The 18,400-nt window shown below is 69.5% G+C and carries 12 protein-coding genes; 6 read left to right on the forward strand and 6 right to left on the reverse strand.

All coding sequences use genetic code 11. The features are described from left to right. Positions 1-186 (forward strand): hypothetical protein (locus tag MKK52_RS10950; RefSeq protein ID WP_243953822.1); only part of this gene is annotated, 186 nt, incomplete at its 5' end. A 3-nt stretch (positions 187-189) separates the two neighbouring features. Then, positions 190-2,376, forward strand: coding sequence for a cation:proton antiporter (locus MKK52_RS10955; protein ID WP_243953823.1), 2,187 nt, complete (start codon positions 190-192; stop codon positions 2,374-2,376). A 52-nt stretch (positions 2,377-2,428) separates the two neighbouring features. Here MKK52_RS10955 and MKK52_RS10960 read toward each other — a convergent pair whose 3' ends face one another. After that, the gene (locus tag MKK52_RS10960) at positions 2,429-3,868 is read right to left on the reverse strand and encodes a carbohydrate porin (RefSeq protein WP_243953824.1); all 1,440 of its coding nucleotides are present in this window, start codon (positions 3,866-3,868) and stop codon (positions 2,429-2,431) included. Positions 3,869-4,158: 290 nt separating this feature from the next. Between MKK52_RS10960 and MKK52_RS10965 the strand changes: the two genes are divergently transcribed. Beyond that, positions 4,159-5,178: a CorA family divalent cation transporter gene (locus tag MKK52_RS10965; protein ID WP_243953825.1), complete on the forward strand. Its 1,020-nt coding sequence runs from the start codon at positions 4,159-4,161 to the stop codon at positions 5,176-5,178. 33 nt (positions 5,179-5,211) lie between these two features. On the opposite strand, the gene MKK52_RS10970 is transcribed toward MKK52_RS10965, so the two are convergent. Then, on the reverse strand, positions 5,212-7,185 hold the full coding sequence (locus MKK52_RS10970; protein WP_409564655.1) for an AI-2E family transporter: 1,974 nt from the start codon (positions 7,183-7,185) through the stop codon (positions 5,212-5,214). A 190-nt stretch (positions 7,186-7,375) separates the two neighbouring features. On the opposite strand from MKK52_RS10970, the gene MKK52_RS10975 reads away from it, so the two are divergent. After that, positions 7,376-8,203 (forward strand): transglutaminase-like domain-containing protein, encoded by an 828-nt coding sequence (locus tag MKK52_RS10975; protein ID WP_243953826.1) that lies wholly within the window; start codon positions 7,376-7,378, stop codon positions 8,201-8,203. Between the two features lie 33 nt (positions 8,204-8,236). Further along, positions 8,237-10,213, forward strand: coding sequence for a hybrid sensor histidine kinase/response regulator (locus MKK52_RS10980; protein ID WP_243953827.1), 1,977 nt, complete (start codon positions 8,237-8,239; stop codon positions 10,211-10,213). Between the two features lie 102 nt (positions 10,214-10,315). On the opposite strand, the gene MKK52_RS10985 is transcribed toward MKK52_RS10980, so the two are convergent. From MKK52_RS10985 to MKK52_RS26935, 4 genes are all read right to left on the reverse strand, one after another. Continuing rightward, complete coding sequence (locus MKK52_RS10985; protein WP_243953828.1) at positions 10,316-12,745, reverse strand: PAS domain S-box protein; 2,430 nt, start codon at positions 12,743-12,745, stop codon at positions 10,316-10,318. A gap of 110 nt (positions 12,746-12,855) precedes the next feature. Then, positions 12,856-13,221: a response regulator gene (locus MKK52_RS10990; RefSeq protein ID WP_243954102.1), complete on the reverse strand. Its 366-nt coding sequence runs from the start codon at positions 13,219-13,221 to the stop codon at positions 12,856-12,858. Positions 13,222-13,243: 22 nt separating this feature from the next. After that, positions 13,244-17,374: a GAF domain-containing protein gene (locus MKK52_RS10995; protein ID WP_243953830.1), complete on the reverse strand. Its 4,131-nt coding sequence runs from the start codon at positions 17,372-17,374 to the stop codon at positions 13,244-13,246. A 70-nt stretch (positions 17,375-17,444) separates the two neighbouring features. Then, the gene (locus MKK52_RS26935; protein ID WP_279597771.1) at positions 17,445-17,579 is read right to left on the reverse strand and encodes a hypothetical protein; all 135 of its coding nucleotides are present in this window, start codon (positions 17,577-17,579) and stop codon (positions 17,445-17,447) included. A 228-nt stretch (positions 17,580-17,807) separates the two neighbouring features. Here MKK52_RS26935 and MKK52_RS11000 point away from each other — a divergent pair, with 228 nt between their 5' ends. Further along, a complete protein-coding gene (locus MKK52_RS11000) occupies positions 17,808-18,017 on the forward strand; it encodes a hypothetical protein (RefSeq protein WP_243953832.1) in 210 nt (69 codons plus the stop codon). Positions 18,018-18,400: the final 383 nt, after the last annotated feature.

Consider the following 18,400-nt stretch of genomic DNA (forward strand, 5'->3'; position numbering starts at 1 on the left):
ACCGGATTGGCACTCGACAGGTCGCTCCGTCCCCTGGCGATCCTGCTCCGCGTTATGATGCCGGAGATGGACGGCTGGTCGGGGCTCGCAACCCTTAAGGCGGCCCCCGAGACGGCAGGCATCCCCCGTGGTCATGGACAGCTTCGTCACGGACGCGGCGTTAAGCGCCTCGCTCGGCGTGGTTGAGGCGTGGTTGAGGCCGAGCCCACTCCGGTGGTCTGGTCGCGCTTGCGCACGATCCTGGACCAGTTCCGGACGGCCGACGGCAACGTGCTCGTGGTCGGCGACGATGGCAACATGCGCCACCGCCTGCGGACCGTGCTGGAGCACAACGTCTGCACAGTGCGCGAGGCCGGGAACGGCCGGGAGGCGCTCGACCAGGGCCAGCATGGCGTGCCGCGCCTCGTGCTCCTCGATCTCACCATACCGGTGATGGACGGCTTCTCGTTCGTCTACCGGCTGCGCGGGTTGCCCGGTTGTGCCGACGTCCCGGTCGTGGTGCACAGCACGCGTGACGTCACGGCGATTGGTTTGCTCGAAGGGGGATGGATGGAACATGGTTTGGCCACGGCGGTCCTTTGCATCGTGGGCGGTGGCATCGCCGCACAGGTGCTTGCCGCGCGCCTGCGCATCCCCGCCATCGTGCTGCTGCTCGCGCTGGGGTTCCTCGTCGGACCCGTGTTCGGCCTGCTGCACCCCACCCGCGACTTCGGGGAGAACCTGCGACCCCTGATCGGGTTGGCCGTGGCCATCGTGGTGTTCGAGGGCGGTCTCGCCCTCGACTTCCGCGAACTCAGGGCCTCGGGCGAGGGTGTGCTGCGGCTCACCGCCTTCGCGCTGCCGGTCAACTTCGTCCTGGGCACCCTCGCCGCCCACCTGATCGGCGGGATGATGTGGGGGCCCGCCTCGGTGTTCGGCGCCATCCTCGTCGTCACCGGCCCGACCGTGATCCTGCCGCTGCTGCGCCATGCCCGCCTGGAACGACGGTCGGCGGCGTTCCTGAAGTGGGAGGCCATCGTCAATGATCCGGTCGGCGCCATCCTGACCGCGGTGGTCATCGAGATCCTGGTTGGCGTACCCCACGAGGCCAGTGAGACCCCGGCGGTCGCCCTGGCCCTCCACCTCGCCGAAGGCGTGCTGGTGGCGGGCGGCCTCGGCGTCGGCTTCGCCCTGTCGGTGGCCTGGTCATTCCGGCGCGATCTCGTCCCGGAAACGCTCAAGACGCCCATGCTGCTCGCGCTCGCCCTCGTCGCCTACGTCGTCCCGAACCTGCTCATGCACGAGGCCGGGCTGATCGGCGCGACCGTGTTCGGGATCGCGCTGGCCAACCGGCACGTGCCGGGCCTGGGCGAGTTGCGGCGGTTCAAGGAGGCACTCGTCGTCCTCCTCGTGTCCTGCCTGTTCGTCGTGCTGACCGCCGACCTCGACCTGGGCGTCCTCGGAAAGCTGTCCCTGCCGATCCTCGGACTCGCGGCGGCCATCCTGTTCGTGGTCCGTCCGGCGGCGATCTGGCTCGCGACGCTGGGCACCGACCTGTCGCGGCGTGAGCGCCTGTTCGTAGGCTGGATAGGCCCCCGCGGCATCGTCGCGGCCGCCGTCGCCGGCTTGGCCGGGCCTCGTCTGAGCGAGGCGGGGTATGCCGGCGGCGACCTGATCCAGCCCACCGTGTTCGCGGTCATCGTGGCGACGGTCATCCTCCACGGCTTCTCGCTGGGGCCGCTGGCCCGACGACTGGGACTGTCCACCGCGGCCGAGACCCAACGGCTCGCCGTCGTGGGGGCGTCACCGTGGGCGAGCGACATGGTCGTCGCGTTGCATCGCGCGGGGGTGCCGGTGGTGCTGATCGACACCTACCCCGGCGCGCTCCAGACCGCCCGTGATGCGGGCGTGCCGACACTGCAGGCCGAGCTGCTCTCCCGGCATGCGGAGGAAGGCTTGGCCGACCATCCCCCGGACCACCTTCTCGCCGCGACCCGGGACGAGCTCTACAACGCGTTGGTGTGCACGCGGCTGGCCCCCGAGATCGGCCGCGAACGCGTCTATCAACTCGCACTCTCGGCTGATCATCTCCTGCACGAGGATACCGGCGTCAGCCGGGATACGCGGGGCAAGGTACTCGGCGACGGCGGGATCGACTTCGACGCGCTGGCCGGGCGGCACGAGGCCGGCTGGCGCTTCGATGTCGTTCGCGCAGACACGGGAGCGCAGGCCGCCGCTCTTGCCCTGATCGTCATCAAGACGGACGGGGCGGTCGACCTCCTGTCGGTCGACAACGAGCACGCCGCTTACGCCGAGGGAGACCGCCTGCTCGTCCTGGCACCGCCGGATAACTCCCTTGCCGACAAGGTGGCCGAACCATTGCCGGCGCACGCATGACTAGTGGTATTCGGACGGCCATTCCGGAGGACCGCACGATATCGAAGGTTGTTCAATAGGTCAGCGTCGCACGCATACCCACGACCGTGGCGTTCCTGATCCGGCGTCCGAGTTCGTCGCGCGGGTCGGGGACGTTGCCGCCGGGGTGGAACACGTACTGGACGTTCGGCTGCACCGTGACGCCCGGACCGAGGACCGCCTGGTACGTCGCCTCGACAAGGGCCTCGAACCGGCGCCGGGGCATGGCGACCCCCGTCTCCAGGATGGTGTCGCGGTCGAAGCCCCGGGCCGATGGCGAGATGCGCGCGTAGGACACGGCGACGCCCGCGGTGTCGTTCGAACGTCCGGGCAGCAGGCCGCGGTAGCCGATGCCGGCATCGAGGTAGAGGTCGACCAGGTTGCGGTCGCCGGGCGAGGCCATGGCGCGAACGAAGGCGCTGGCACCCTCGTCGTCCTTGCCCGGCTCGCGGTACACGGTCTGGTCGATCATCGCGTACAGGCCGTCGTCGCCGCGGAAGCGGCGCGGGTTGCCCGTGCTCGCGGGGTCGGCGAGTGACCGGCCGGTGTCGTCGAACCGGAGCGAGTCGAACCGCCCGAAATGGTGCCAACCCCCGAACGTTACGGTGCCGGGCTCGTCCAGGACCCGGCCGGTGCGAGCCCGTTCCTCGACGTTGTAGGCGTAGGCGACCTCGGCGATCAGGAAGGCCGGGTCGGACAAGCGGAAGTTCGTGCCGGTGCGGTTCCGCCGCTGCGGGTCCGGGTCGTTCCACGGGCGCGCCGGGCCGGCCGGGTCGCCGTCGAACAGCCCGACCTGGAACGATAGGTTCGGGGACGGGAGGTACTTAGCGCGGACCGCCGGCGCGCCGAACGGGTAGGCCGGTCCGCCGCTCGGAAGGTTGGTCCCGGTGATGGTCGGCCAGCCGAACGTCGAGTTGATGAACAGCGTCGCGGTCTGGCTGACCAGGAACTCGGTGTCGGCCGCGACCTGTCCCAGCTTGATGGCGAGTTGGCCGTCGAGGAACTGCTGCTCGACCCACAGTTCGTACAGACGCGTCGAGGGCAGCGCCTCCAATTCGCTCACCACCGCCAGGTCGTTCACGGCTGCTCGCGTCAGCCCAGCGCCGTTGATCTGGTAGGCCTCGACCCGGAACGCGGCGCCGTGCCACCCGGCGAGGCGGTCGAGGTCGGCATCGAGCTGCATGTCGAGCCGCCCCAGGACGGTGGCGGTGCGGCGCGTGCCGCCGTTCGTGTCCCCGAGGATGTCGGCGATGGCGTTGAAGCTGAGGATAATACCCCGGTCCGACAGGAATCGGCGCAGCCCCGTGGGGTCTGCCGCGTCCCCCAAGGTTGCCTGGATCGAGGTTGTAGCTACGGCAGACGGCTTGCCGGATACCTCGGGTTGGGCGACGGAGGTGCGCGGGTCGCCGCCGGCACCCGTGTTGGCCGTCTGCCCGAACGCGGATAACGGCGCGAAGCCCAGGCACAGGGACATGGCGAGCGTGGCGCGCGAGCCTCGTGCGTTCCGGACCCATCGACATAGAAGCGACGGGTTGGTCGGCTCGCTTAGGAACCGGCGTATCCCTTGGATGTCGCGTAGGCTGTCCATGCCGCTCGTCGATCACGCGCGATTCAAGTACCGACCAAACCATACGGGTGCTGCATCGGCGTATACAATGTCCCACGTTGCGGTTCCGTCCACGGCATACGCGCCGCCGCCAGGCTGAACGTGGAGTGGATCTTCCGATGAAGCCCTTGAATCGGCCACCGGTCACCGAGGATAGGATGCCGGCCGCTTCGAACGCCGAGGGATCGGGCCGGGGGTGCGAGCCGCTCTGGGCCATGGCGTTCGACATGGACGGGCGGGGGCGTCCCGTCCCACCGTCGGAAGCGACAAAGGACCTCGACGCGTTCGGCGGCGGGTTCCTCTGGGTGCACTACGACCTGGACGCCGCGGATTCCGGGGACTTGGCCCGGGACGGAAGGTTCGGTCCCACCCGCCTCGCCGGGGCCGTGTTCGCACGCGACGAGCATCAGCGGGTCACGGTGGAGGGCGATCATATCGGTGGCGTCGTGGCCGACCTCGCCCGCCCCGGCGCCAAACCCGTCCCGGCCGGGCGGCTCCATTTCGTGATGGGACCGCGCAGTCTCGTCAGCGGTCGCCGGGGCCCTACCGAGAGCCCGGACGCGACGCGGGTAGCGGTCGAGCATGGGAACGCCGTGGCCTCGCCGGTAATCCTGCTGGAGATGCTGGTTGGCCACGTCGTGTCGGCGATGGCCGCCACGGGCCAGAAGCTCTCGGACGCGCTCGACGGGATCGAGGACCACATCCTCGACGGAAGGCCTCGCGATGACCGTCGTCGCCTCGGTCCGGTCCGACGCGACGCGGTGCGGCTCCACCGCCAGCTCCTCGGGCTCGCCGCGGTCTTTCACCGGTTGGAGACGGACGGGGCGACCGACGAGGTCCACGCGCCGGCTGTCACGGCGGCGGCCCGCCTGGCGCAGCGACTGGACGCGCTCGACCGGGACATGGCACTGCAGGCCGAACGGGCGCGGCTGCTGCAGGAGGAGGTATCCGAGCGCATCGCCGAGGAGACCAATCGGCAGCTCTACGTCCTGTCGATCCTGTCCGCTCTTTTCCTGCCGCCGACCTTCGTGACCGGACTGTTCGGCATGAACGTCAAGGGCCTGCCGTTCGGCGACGACCCACGTGGCTTCCTATGGGTCGTGGCCGTCTCCGTCGTATCGGCCGTCGCGACGTTCGTCCTCATCCGCCTGCTCGGCATCCGGCCGCCGCGACGGTGAACGCCGTATGCGGCAGCGTCCGGCGTCGGACCCTCAGGCCACGCGCACCAACGTGGGCGCCCCTTTCCCAGGCGACGAACCCGCGGCGACCTTGAGGCAGGCATCCACGGCCTCGCGCAGCGAAGACACGTAGGCGTCCGCACCGACCTCCCGACCCAGTGCTGCATCGGTCAGGACCTTCTCGCCGGTCGGCCATAGGCCGACCAGTACGGGGACCCCCGGGGCTTTCCGCTTCAGGCGTTCCAGCAGGTAGCGCAGGTGCGAAGGATTCCCGGTGATGTCGAGGTACGAGATGCACACCATCGCCACGCCGGAGAGGTCGAGTTCGCGGATACCCTCGCGTGAGGCGGACTGGTACGAGGTCACGCGCGCGCCGAGCCCGTGCTTGCGCAGCAGTTGCGCCAGCATCGCCGAGGAAGCCTCGTCGAGCGGGCCGCGCCCGGCCAGGCACAGCACCGGTGCCTCGCCCCTCCAACCCTCCGGCAGGGCGTCCCGCGGCGGGGCCTGCCCCGGCACCGCCTCGGTCTTCGTATGCACGCGTTCCGCCAGGGTCAGGGTATCGGACGGGTTTACCGCCTTGTCGTCGACTGCCGGCTCGACGTCGTCGTGGCCCTCGAAGTCCTCCACCAAGGAGCGTGCTGAGGCGCGGATGTTCTCCAGTTGCGCAGGGGTGACGACCCCGCGGGCGTGGTCGTTGGCGGCGAGTTGCAGGCCTTTCAGCGCCACCTCGTCGTAGTACGACGAGAGCGAGCGGTCTTTCAGCATGCCTTCGGCAACCTCCCGGACCTCGTCCGGGTCGCCGGCGAGCATGCGCTGATAGAAGTTCTCGACCGGGGTAAGCGGTGGCCGGTCTCCCAGCAGCACGTCGAAGAACTCCAGGCTGTCGACGTGGCGGCCGAGCACGACGAGGCAGACGGTGAACGGGGTGGCTAGGATCAAGCCGATGGGCCCCCACAGGAAGCCCCAGAACAGGGTCGAGACGATCACCGCGAAGGGCGAGAGCCCGGTGGAATGTCCATAGAGCAGCGGCTCCACCACCTGCCCGAAGACCGGTTCGGCGATCAGAAACAGGGCGGCTGTGGCGATGACCATCGACCAGCCCGGGTCGACCGCGGCGGCCAGCGCGACCGGGAACACGCCCGAGACGATGGCGCCGATGTACGGGATAAAGCGCATGATGGCCGACAGCACGCCCCACAGCAGCGGGTTGGGCACGCCGATGAACCACAGGCCGACGCCGACGATGACGCCGAAGGCGGCATTCATGCCGAGCTGGGCCAGGAAGTAGGTGCCCAGCCGGCCGGCCGCGTCATCCATGGCCACCGTCGTGCGGTGCAGGTCGCTTGACCCGAACAGGCGGATCATGCGGTTGCGCAGATCCTCGCGTTGCAGGAGCAGGAACACGACGACCACCAGCACGATGCCGACGTCAGTCAGCGGCGAGACGACCGGGCCGAGCACTTTCTCGGCCAGCGCCAGCGGCGAGGGCTCGGGCTCTTGGACGCGCACGAGTTGCGCCTTCGGCGTATCGCCCGCCGGTCCGGTCTCGGCGGTGGTGCCGGCGGCGTCGGCCTTCTGGGTCACGTCCTGGACTTGGTGATTGAACTTCTGAAGGAGCTTGTTGGCCTCGCCGAGCCAGCCCTGCTGCAGGCCGGCGAACTTCCTCTGCACGGTCGTCTGGTACTGGGGCAGGTTACCGGCGAGCCCCGCGACCTGGGTACCGATGACCGCACCGATGCCGCCCAGAACGGCTAGCGCCAGCAGCACCGCGACGATGACCGACGGCACCCGTCCGATCTTGATCCGCCGCAGCAGGTTGACGACAGGCGCCAGGACGAAGCTGAGCAGGATGGCCAGCACCAGGGGAACGAAGACCTCGCGTCCGAAGTACAGCGCGGCGATCAAGACGACGCCGACGGCGAGGGTCAGGAGGCCGCGCAGGCCGGGCACGAGCGGCGGGGGAACCTGGGCGGGCGGCTTCGGGGCATCGGTGACGGCCATCGGCATACGCTGGAACTCCTCGCCGCCCGGCAGGGAACGGCGTGCCAGCACATAACGCCGTCGGCTCCGTTTCGTCCCGATACGCTCGCGACCGTAGGCGCCTGCCTCGGATCGACAGCCCAAGCAATCCAATTTCGGAAGAACCGAATGGCGGACATCTTGCCTGGAACGGGCGTCCCGGAATTGAGAGCCGTCCATGCGCATTCGTTGTGGCTATACCATCGCCCTCGATACGTTCGGCCCGACGCCGATGACGCTGATGCTCAACGTCCGTCCGGAACGGCGGGCTGACCTGAACAGCCGCGAAGTGATCACGTTCGATCCACCCCTAGCGGCCAGGCAGTTCCTCGACCCGTTCGGTAACATCGCCACCCGCATCCTCGTCCCGGGCGGGCGCATCACGATGTCGGCGGACTTCGAGATCGAGGATCACGGCCGGCCGGACGACCACGCGCCGGACGCCCGGCAGATCCCGGTCCAGGACCTGCCGGACGAGGCGTTGCCGTTCCTTCTCGGCTCGCGCTACTGCGACACCGACAAGCTCTCGCAGACCGCCTGGAACCTGTTCGGCTCGACGCGCGAGGGCTGGGCACGCGTCCAGGCCATCGTCGACTACGCGCACGGGCGGCTGCGATTCGACTACATGCAGGCCGACGCCACGCGCAGCGCCTTCGACGGCCACGGCCACCAGGTCGGGGTATGCCGGGACTTCGCCCACCTGGCCATCACGTTGTGCCGGTGCATGAACATCCCGGCGCGTTACGCCACCGGCTACCTCGGTGACATCGGCGTGCCGAGGGACCCGGCGCCAATGGACTTCTCGGCGTGGTTCGAGGTCTACCTCGACGGGCCGGTGGGACCGCGCTGGTACACGTTCGACGCCCGTCACAACCGGCCTCGGATCGGCCGCATCGTCATGGCATATGGACGTGACGCCACGGACTGCGCGATCACCACCAGCTTCGGACAGGCGCCGCTGGCCGGGTTCACGGTGAGGACCGACGAGGTCGACGGAACGGCGTGAGGGCGGCCCTCCGACCGTTGGGGGGACTGGCAGTTGCGCAGGTTCATGGACGCGATCTCGGGCCATGGCTTCGGCCCGCTCGTGCGCTACGGGTTGCCGGTTGCGGCGGTCGCCCTCGCGACCCTGCTCAGGTTCCTCGCCCCGCTCGACGTCGCCCCCTTCCTTCTCTACCTCCCGCTCGTCTTCATGGTCACGCTGGCCCTCGGTCGCGGCCCCGGCGCGGTCGCGGTCGGTTTCTCGTTGGCTGCGGCCGCGTGGTTCTTCCGCCGTTCCGACGGGACGGTCTCGTTCAGCCCGGGGCAGGTCATCGCCCTCGTGCAGTATCTCGTCGTCGGCGGTGCGATGGTCTGGGTTTGCGACGCGCTTCGCCGGACCATGGTCGAGCGTGAGGAAACCCTCGGTCGCCTCGACGCAGCCAACGCAAGCCTTCGCGCCGGCCGGGCGGAGCTTGAGGACGCGCGCCGCGACGCGGAGGCGGCCCGGGAGGCGGCCGAGGACGCCAACCGAGCCAAGAGCAGCTTCCTGGCCAACATGAGCCATGAGCTCCGCACGCCGCTCTCGGCCGTGATCGGCTACTCCGAGATGCTGGAGGAGGAGGCGGAGGAGCTCGGGCAGGACACGCTGCTCAAGGACCTCGGCAAGATCAAGTCCAACGCCAAGCACCTGCTCGGCCTCATCAACGACGTCCTCGACCTTTCGAAGGTCGAGGCGAACAGGATGGACGTCTACGCCGAGGACATCGACGTGGGCGAGTTCGTCCGCGACGCCGCCGGCACTGTCGACGCCCTGGTGGCCAAGCGCGGCAATCGCCTCGTCCTCGATATCCCGGAAGGGCTAGGAACCGCCCGCACCGACGCGACCAAGCTGCGTCAGGGCCTGTTCAACCTGCTCTCCAACGCAGCCAAGTTCACCGAGGGCGGGATGGTCACCCTACGGGTGCGCCGTACGGCAGAGCCGGACGGCGACGGCCTGACATTCGCCGTCGAGGACACCGGCATCGGTATGAGCCCGGAACAGGTCGAGCGCCTGTTCCAGCGGTTCGTCCAGGCCGACGGCAGCACGACGCGCCGCTACGGCGGGACGGGGTTGGGGCTCGCCCTGACGAAGGCGTTCGCCCATCTGCTTGGTGGCGACGTCACGGTCGCGAGCGAGGTCGGGCGCGGTACCCGGTTCGTCCTGACGGTGCCCGCGACATTGCCGGAAACGGGGGATGCCCTCGAATCGGACGAGCCCGGGATTGCGACCGCCCTGGCGGGAAGCGGGCGGGGGTTGGTTCTCGTCATCGACGACGAGGAGAGCCAGCGCGACCTGATGGGGCGCTTCCTGCAGCGGCAGGGCTTCTCGGTCCGCACCGCCGCGGACGGGCGCACCGGCCTCGACCTCGCGCGGTCCCTTGCCCCGAGGGTCATCCTGCTCGACGTGATGATGCCGGACGTGGACGGATGGGCCGTGCTGGCGTCGCTGAAGTCCGATCCGGTCACCCGGGACATCCCGGTCGTGATGGTGAGCTTCGTGGCCGACGCTGCCCTCAGCGCGTCCCTCGGGGCGGCGGACGCGCTGCCGAAGCCGGTCGACTGGGCGCGGCTGAAAGGGGTGCTCGACCGCTTCGGCCCGGGGGCCGGCGACGTCCTCGTGGTCGATGACGACGCGGACATGCGCGGCCGACTGCGCGCGGTGCTCGAACGCGACGGTTGGGCGGTGCGCGAGGCTGGCGATGGAGCCGAGGCCCTCGAACGCCTGACGGAGTCCAAGCCACGCGTGGTGCTGCTCGACCTGACGATGCCGGTGATGGACGGGTTCACCTTCCTGCACGAATTGCGGTCACGGCCGGGTTGCGGGGAGATCCCGGTCGTCGTGCTCAGCGCGCGTGACGTGTCGGGCGAGGAGCGACGCAGGCTCACCGGGGCGGACCGGGTCCTGCGCAAGGGCGACGCGAGCCTGCAGTCCCTCGTCGCCGAGGTCGACCGGCTTGGCCACGCCGCGGAGCGGCATGATGCCGAAATGGGGTGATGCGGGTACGAGTATCGAGTGAGGCGCGGCATCGACGAGGGAATATGGAGGGGCCATCTGCCATGCCCTCGTTTCTCGATGCCCCACCTCTCGATGACTTCCCTACCGCCTGTCCCGGACCGCCGCGGCGCGCTCCACCGCCAGGCGCAGGACGCGCGATAGGTCGGCCACCGAGTACGGCTTGCGCAGCAGCTCGAAGCCATGGCTGCCTTCGTCGGCGAGCACGTCGCTATAGCCCGACGTAAGTACCACCGGCAGGTCCGGGTAACGCCTCCGGATCTCGCGGGCCAATGCGATGCCGTTCATGCCGGGCATCACCACGTCGGTGAACACCACCTCGAAGCGGAAGGGGACGTGCTCGATCTCGGCCAGCGCCTTCTCGGCGTCCGTCGCCCAAACGGTCTCGTACCCGAGCTCGGCGAGGGCCTGGTTCGCGAACGCCCCGACGTCGAGGTTGTCCTCGACGACGAGCACGCAGGTGCCGTGCCCGTCCGCCAGCGGGGCCGGCTCACGTGCGTGCGGCGCCTCGACCACGGCCCGGGATGCCCGCGGCAGGTAGACCGTGAACGTGGTGCCGCGTCCGGCCTCGCTCCGGACCACGACCTCGCCCCCCGACTGCTTGGCGAAGCCGAAGACCTGGCTCAGGCCGAGCCCGGTGCCCTGGCCGACGCCCTTGGTCGTGAAGAACGGCTCGAAGATCCGGTCGAGCACGTCCGCGTCGATGCCGGTGCCCGTGTCGGAGATGGACACGGCGACGTAGTCCCCCGGCACGGCGGCATGAGCCCGCACAGCCGGGATGCGGTCCGCGGGCCGCACGCGGATGTCGAGCCGGCCCTCGCCGTCCATCGCGTCCCGGGCGTTGACGACCATGTTGACCAGGGCCGTGTCGAACTGGCTCGGATCCGCGTCGACGAGGCAGGGCATCGCGCGTCCGGCACCGTCCAGGAACGGCTCGATGCTAGTCGTGACCGCGATGCGTGCGCCCGTCAGCGTCCCGACCATCTCCGAGACCGAGGCGACGCCGCGACCGACGTCGAAAACCTCCGGCTTGAGCGCCTGCCGCCGCGCGAAGGCGAGCAGCTGCCCGGTCAGCTTCGCGGCGCGGTCGACGGTGTCCGAGATCGCCCCGACGTAGCGGTCGCGTCGGTCCTGGGCGACGTTCGGGCGCTTGAGCAAGTCGGTGGAAGACTTGATCACCGTGAGCAGGTTGTTGAAGTCGTGCGCCACGCCGCCGGTCAACTGTCCGACCGCTTCCAGTTTCTGCGATTGGCGAAGTTGCTCCTCCAGGGCCCGACGTTCCGTCACGTCGCGTCCCGAGGCGTAGAAGTGGTCGTCGCGCGGGACGACGTTCCATGAGATCCAGCGATAGCCGCCGTCCTTCGCCCTCAGGCGCAGGTCGATGTCGTCGAGCCTCCCCGTGGCCACCACGCGTTCGAACGCGCGCTCCGTCGACTCCCGTTCCTCGGGATGGACGAGGACGTCGAAGCGAACGCCGACCAGCTCCGCCGAGGACCACCCGAGGGTCACGGTCCAGGCCGGGTTCACTGCCCGGTACATGCCGTCGTAGCCGCAGACGACGAACAGGTCGCGGCTCGCGCGCCACAAGGTATCGCGTTCCTCGGTTCGTTCCCGGGCGGCCGAGGCTAGGTGGTCCTCCAGGTTGCGGCGGTCGGTGATGTCGTTGAACAGGATCGCGACTTGGCGCCGTGCGGATTCGCCGATGCGCAGGGCATGGACGTCGAACCACCGACCCAGTGCGACCGCGCCACTCTCGAATCGCCTCGACGCCCCCGTCATCGCGACCTCGCCGTAGGCGTCGAACCACGACCGTTCCAGGCCCGGCACGATCTCGCTGACCCAGCGTCCGGTCGCGTTCCTGATGCCGGTGTGCCGCTCGAATGCCGGGTTCACCTCGATGAAGCGGTAGTCGACCGCGCGGCCCTCGGCGTCGAACCGCATCTCGATCACGCAGAAGCCGGCATCGACGGCCTCGAACAAGGCCTGGTAGCGCGCCTCGCTCTCGGCGAGACGCTCCTCCTCGGTTCGGAAGCGCGTGACGTCGAGTTGACTGGCGAAGAAGTAACGCAGCTGACCGTCGGCATCGAAGACCGGGCTGATGTACAGCTCGTTCCGGAACGCCGTGCCGTCACGGTGGTAGTTCACGAGCTCGACCACGACATCGCGCCTAGCCGCGACGGCGTCCCGGATCTTGGCGACGTCCGCCGGGTCCGTACTGGAACCCTGCAGGAATCGACAGTTCCGCCCGAGCAATTCCTGTGCATCGTAGCCGCACATCTCCTGGAAGGCGCGGTTGGCGAAGACGATGGGGTTGTCCGGCAGATTGGGGTCGGTGATGATCTGCGGCATGCGGGTCTTCTCCGCCGCCGTGAACAAAAGGTCGGTCCCGGCCGCTGAGGTACGCTCCGCGCCGCTCGGCGCATGCACGTCCCGCTCGTTCCGCCGCCGTAGCCGCTCGATCTCCGCGTTCGCGTCTCGGAGAAGCCGCCGCAGTTCCTCGACCTCGCCTTCCATCGTTTCCCGTTCCCGGCCGAGGGCCACCGATCCTGGCCGCCGGTATTACAACGACGCCGGGAGCGCGCGGCTCCCGGGCCACGGCGCCACGGTCCCGGGGATGTCCGCCCTCAGGCCATCATTTGCAGCATCGTCGCCGTCACTTCGTCCCGCTTGTAGGGCTTCTGGAAGAAGACGCCCCGCTTCGGCAACTCCTCCGGAAGGGGGCGTCGCTTGCCCGAGACGATGATGAGCTCGATGGGGGGCCAGCGGTCACGGACGGCGGCCGCGAACTGCATCCCGTTCAGGCCACCCGGCATGTCGATGTCGGTGAACACCACGCGGATGTCCAGGCGGCTCTCAAGGATGAGGACCGCGTCCGCGGCGCTGGCCACGTGCAGGGCCTCGAAGCCGGCGTCCTCGACGAGGTCCACCGCCATCATGCGCTGCAGGGGCTCGTCCTCGACGACCAGGACGACCAAACTCGCCGGCGGCATCGCCTGACCCAAACCCACCTCCTCAGGAATGCTGTAACTGGACGAGGGGGGCGCGCATCGTCGCCTGGAACCCGGACGGGAGGTAACGGAGGTCCACGCCCCCCGTTCCGACGAGGCCGAGGCTGATCAGGCGCGAGCCGAACCCCTTGCGGCCGCCGGTGGCCGGAGGGGCCACGGGCGGGCCACCGCGCTCCGCCCAATCGAACGTGATCTCGGTCCCCTCGCTCTCGCCGTCGAGGCGCCAGTCGACCGCGACGCGGCCCTCCGGAACGGACAGCGCCCCGTACTTGGCCGCATTGGTCGCGAGCTCGTGCAGCAGGAGGGACAGGGACAGCGTGGCGCGGGGGCCGAGGTCGATCTCGGGGCCCGAAACCTCGATGCGGTCCGCGTGGCCGACGCCCGCGAGCACGGCCTTGACGACCTCCTTCGCAGGCGCGGCCGTCCAACTCTGGCGCAGGAGCACGTCATGGGCCGAGGAGAGGGCATGGATGCGCTTCTCGAACGCCTCGACGGGCGCCCGCTCGGGAACGCCGCGCAAGGTCTGCGTGGCAATGGAAAGCACCATGGCGAACGAGTTCTTGAGCCTGTGGGAAAGCTCCTCGTTCAGCACGCGTTGATCCGACTCGGCACGGACCCTGGCCACCGTCGTCTGTATCCGGTCGGCGACTGTGCGCACGAAGGCCATCTCATCCTGCGTGAAGGCGTGGGGCTCGGCGTAGTGGACGAACCCAAGCCCGACGATCTGCCCGCGCTCCATGATCGGCACGTTGACGAGGGCGCGCACCCCGATGGCCAGCAGCGCCGCGGCCGTTACCTTGCTTCGGGGGTCGCGCTCGACGTCCTCGACCGCGACGACCTCGCCGCGCTTCAACTCGTCGATGTAGCTCCCGTAGTCACGGAACTGGTGCAACCCCGCCACCGATACGACCCCCGGGGCGCACCAGTCGGTAGGGATCTCGACCGTTTCCTCTGCCGCGTCGACGAGTCCGTAGCCCGCCCGCGTGGTGCCGAGCGCGTCGGACATGATCTCGGCGGCGGCCTGCACGAGCGTCGGCACGTCGTCGGTCTCGCGCAGGCGCTCGCCCAGGGCGAGCAGCGCGTCGCGACGCGCGTCCGCCTCGACACGGGCCGTGACCTCCAGGAAGATGACGCCGAAGCGTTCGGGTCCGAGCGGGAACGCGCGGCCCTCGTACCAGCGCCCGAGCATTCCCGCTCGGCGGACGAAGGTGATGGGTTGGCCCGTTGCCACGACGGCCGCGAATTCTTCGACCCACTCGTCCTCGATGCCGGGGATGACCTCCCGAATCGTGCGTCCGACGACGGTTGCGGGTTCGATCCCGACCAGGGCGCCCCAGGCGGCGTTCACGTCGACGTAGCGCCAGTCGATGATGGCACCCCCGTCATCCCGGACGACCTCGCCCACGAGGAAGCCCTCGCTCAGGCGCTCGAACAAGCCGCGCCAGTGCTCCTCGCTCTCGCGCAGCGCTTCCTGGGCCGCACGCCGCTCCTCGATATCGAGCAGCACCCCCGGGAAGCTCAGTGGCGTCCCGTCCGGGCCGTGATCAACCCGCCCGTTGGCCTCGATCCAGTAGTAGCGTCCGTCCGCCCGCCGCACCCGGTACTGATGGGCGTAGGCGCCGCCGCGCAGGATGGCATGCTGGATCGCCGCTCCCAACCCGGCCTGGTCGTCGGGATGCACGGTCGCGACGATCCGGGCGAGCGGGATGCCCTCCCGGCCCAGCGCCGGGTCGAGGCCGAAACTCGATGCGAATCCCTCGTCGACGGTGAATCGGTCGGAGGGCAGGTCCCAGAACCAGGTCCCGATGATCGCGCCGGCGCCGAGCGCGAGCTGCACCCGCTCGACGTTCTGGCGGGCGACCGCCTCGCTGGCGCGCAAGCGTTCCTCCGCGTCCCGCCGGGCGGTGACGTCGTTGAAGAAGATCGCGATCCGCCGCTCCTCGGGCTCCCCGACGCGGACGGCGCGCACCTCGAACCAGCGCCCGAAACCCTCGGCGTAGTTCTCGAAGCTGGCGGCCTCACCGGTGCGCGCGACGCGGCCGTAGGTCTCGAACCAGAACCGCTCCAGGTCCGGGGCGAACTCCGTGACCCACTTGCCGCGCAGGTTGACCCCGGCCTGCCGCTCGAACGCCGGGTTGGCCTCGACGAAGCGGTAGTCCACCGGCCGGTCGTCAGCGTCGAACTTGACCTCGACGATGGCGAACGCCGTCTCGACGGTGTCCAGGATGGTCCTGAAGCGCGCGTCGCTCCGGCGCAGCGCATCCTGTGCCGCGTGGCGGTCGGTGACGTCCTGCACGGTGCCGAACATCTGGCTGACGGCACCGGTCCCGTCGCGGAGGAAATTGGCGCGCCGGGCGATCCAACGCAGCGCGCCGTCGTCGGCCCTGCGGATGCGGTACTCGACGTCGAGCGCGGCCGTCCCGGCCTGCCTGGTCCCGTCGTTCGACGGCACGGCGCGGTCCTCCGGCACGACCAGCGCCTCGAACCGCTCGACAGAGTACAGGCCGGTGGGCGGCACGCCGTACAACCGCGCGAACTCGCTGGAGACGTTGATCAGCCCTGTACCGATGTCGACCTCGAACGTTCCGACCTGGCCGGCCTCCTGCGCCAGGCGCGAGCGTCGGTCCCCCTCCCGCAGGGCAGCCTCGCCCGCGAGCCGGTCGCGGACCGCCGAGACGTACCGAGCCACGGTCTCGAAAAAGGCCAGGGCCTCGTCGTCGAAAGCGGGCTCCCGGGTCGAGCAGAACGACATCACCCCGACGACGTACCCGCGGCTCCTCACCGGGTAGCCGGCGAAGGCGTCGATGCCGACCTGCCGGGCCAAGCCGTAGCGCGGTTCCCGCGTCGCCTGGACGCCGGTGAGCACGAATGGTCGTTTGGTCTCGGCGACGATGCCGCATAGCGGCCCGTCGATGTCCACCTGACGCAGGGCGGTCTGGCTCTCCTCGCTCACCCCGATGGCATGGGTCAGTCGCAGGTGCCGCCCGCCCGGCGCGATGTCGTAGAGGTAGCATTGGTCGAAGCCGAGGCTCGCGGCACCGGCAGCCAGGATGGGCTCGACGGCGCGAGCCGGGTCGTCAGACGTCAGCAGGGCGGCCGACACCTGCGACAGCAGGTCGAGGCGTTGTTGGGCCCGTCGGCGTGCCGCTGCCTCCCCGGCCTCGGCGACCGCGGTCAGGCCGGCCGTCGCAGCCGCCGCGAACAACCGCGCCAGGTCGAGGTCGCGTTCCCGGAAAGCGCCGACCAGGCCGGACTGGAGCTTCAGCACGCCGACGGGAAGCCCCCCGCGCGAGATCGGCGCAAGCACGGCCGAGCGCATGGCAAGCTTGTCCGCGAGATGCGGCTTGACCTGCCCGTCGCGGAGCACGTCGTCCGCGAGCAGCGGCATGTCCGTCAGCGCGCATCGCCCGGCGAGGCTGTCGTGCAGCGGCACGCGCAACCCCCGGTACGGGTCCAGGTTGCCGGCGACCGCGCGATAATCGAGCTCATCGCCCACGATCAGCTCGACGACCGCGCCCTCCGCCGCGGGCACGGCCTGCATGACCCCTGCGGTCACCGCGTCGAGGATGCCGTCGAGGTCGCCGCCCACGGCTGCCACGGTCGCGTTGGTTCGCGCCAGGAGGTCGCGCTCGCGCCGTCCCGCCTCCTGCTCGGCGAGCAGTGCGTCGCGGGCCCCGAGGGCCCTGCGCATCTCCATGAGCCCGCTGACCTGACGCCCGAGGGCACGGAGGTCGTCGGACTGCTCCGGCGTCAGGCCTTCGGGACGCGGCACGGTGTCGATGACGCACAGCGAGCCGACGACCTGCCCGTCCGCGAGGCGTAGGGGCGCGCCGGCGTAGAAGCGGATGTGCGGTGCGCTTGTGACGAGCGGGTTGGCAGCCGTGCGGGGGTCCGCCGTCAGGTCGGGGACGATGAGGAGGTCCGGCTCGGCGAGCGCGAACTTGCAGACCGAACTGTCGAGATCGGTCTCGCAATGGGGGAAGCCGACCCGCGCCTTGAACCATTGCCGGTCGACGGCCACGAGGCTGACCAGGGCGACGGGCGTCGCGCACAGGCGGGTCGCCAGGCGCACGACGTCGTCGAAGCCCGCCTCGGGCGGGGAGTCCAGGATCGCGAGCCCGTCGAGTGCGGACAATCGTGCCGGGTCGATGACGACCGACGCCGATGGCGCAGCGGTCCCCGCGTAGCCGCGAACGATGCCGGGATCAGTTCCGGGTCGCATCGGTCCGGACCGGATGGCGCACGGTCCCCGGGACCGCCGCCGTGATGGGCGCGATCACGCCGGTGGTGATGGCGTAACCGGAGGCGATGGGATGGGTCGGGGCGACGCGACGGGTCATGACGTGTGATGCCGGGACTGCAACCGCCCCCCTGTAGCACAAGCCATCGCGCCCGAAACAAGACCGTCGGTTTCCCGCCCATTGGTAAGAATGACGCGGGGTTCGTCCCGCGGGCGGTGGTCAGATGCCGTTTTCCGTCAGCCGGGCCGGACGGGATCGAATCCGACGGGTTCTCCACAAGAGTAACCCGTCGCGCGCCTCGCCTCCGCGAGGAGGCGAGGCCTCGATGTGGCAGAAATCATCGTGGATACTGACCCCATGCTCGCCCGCGTGATGGCCAAGGCCCCCTACATGGAGTCCCTCCAGATCGACGGACGCCGCGAGGTGCTCCTGGACCTCCTAGGCGAATTGCCGTTCGAAATCCCGTCGAACCTTGGCGACTACGTACGCGATGATGCTGAAATCAGCGAACTCGTCCGTTTCGACGGTCGCTCATGAAATCCCCAGGTTCGTTCGAGACGCTGCTCGAAAAGGTCGGCCCTCTACCGGAATATGAGCAACCTCCGTCGAAGACGATGGACAGGTAGCCACGAGGAAGGCTCATGCCCTTCCCGAATAACCGATAGGGCGGGCGCTACGCACAGTGCCTTATAGAGGCCACGATAGGAATTGCGTGATAGCGGAACCGTGGTCATGCCCCCCACGCCAAGCAAGTCCTCAACTTGGGTGTTCACGGGCCTGCCGTGCCGGCATGCACATCTCGCCTGGTGCGACGCCTCCGACCTTACCCCGCTGCTCCCTACGAGGAGACCGGACCTCTGGGTCCACGGGCACGTCCACGGGCACGTCGATTATCGCGTCGGTCGAACCCTGATCGTGTG

Origin of the sequence: Methylobacterium sp. J-067 (assembly GCF_022829465.1) — a bacterium.
GTDB classification, from domain to species: Bacteria; Pseudomonadota; Alphaproteobacteria; order Rhizobiales; family Beijerinckiaceae; genus Methylobacterium; species Methylobacterium litchii.

What these genes read in the sequence shown, in the direction of transcription:
- MKK52_RS10960 (WP_243953824.1), bottom strand. Translation starts at nt 3,868, where the DNA reads ATGTCCCTGTGCCTGGGCTTCGCGCCGTTATCCGCGTTCGGGCAGACG.
- MKK52_RS10965 (WP_243953825.1), top strand. Translation starts at nt 4,159, where the DNA reads ATGCCGGCCGCTTCGAACGCCGAGGGATCGGGCCGGGGGTGCGAGCCG.
- MKK52_RS10970 (WP_409564655.1), bottom strand. Translation starts at nt 7,185, where the DNA reads ATGCCGATGGCCGTCACCGATGCCCCGAAGCCGCCCGCCCAGGTTCCC.
- MKK52_RS10975 (WP_243953826.1), top strand. Translation starts at nt 7,376, where the DNA reads ATGCGCATTCGTTGTGGCTATACCATCGCCCTCGATACGTTCGGCCCG.
- MKK52_RS10985 (WP_243953828.1), bottom strand. Translation starts at nt 12,745, where the DNA reads ATGGAAGGCGAGGTCGAGGAACTGCGGCGGCTTCTCCGAGACGCGAAC.
- MKK52_RS10990 (WP_243954102.1), bottom strand. Translation starts at nt 13,221, where the DNA reads ATGCCGCCGGCGAGTTTGGTCGTCCTGGTCGTCGAGGACGAGCCCCTG.
- MKK52_RS26935 (WP_279597771.1), bottom strand. Translation starts at nt 17,579, where the DNA reads ATGACCCGTCGCGTCGCCCCGACCCATCCCATCGCCTCCGGTTACGCC.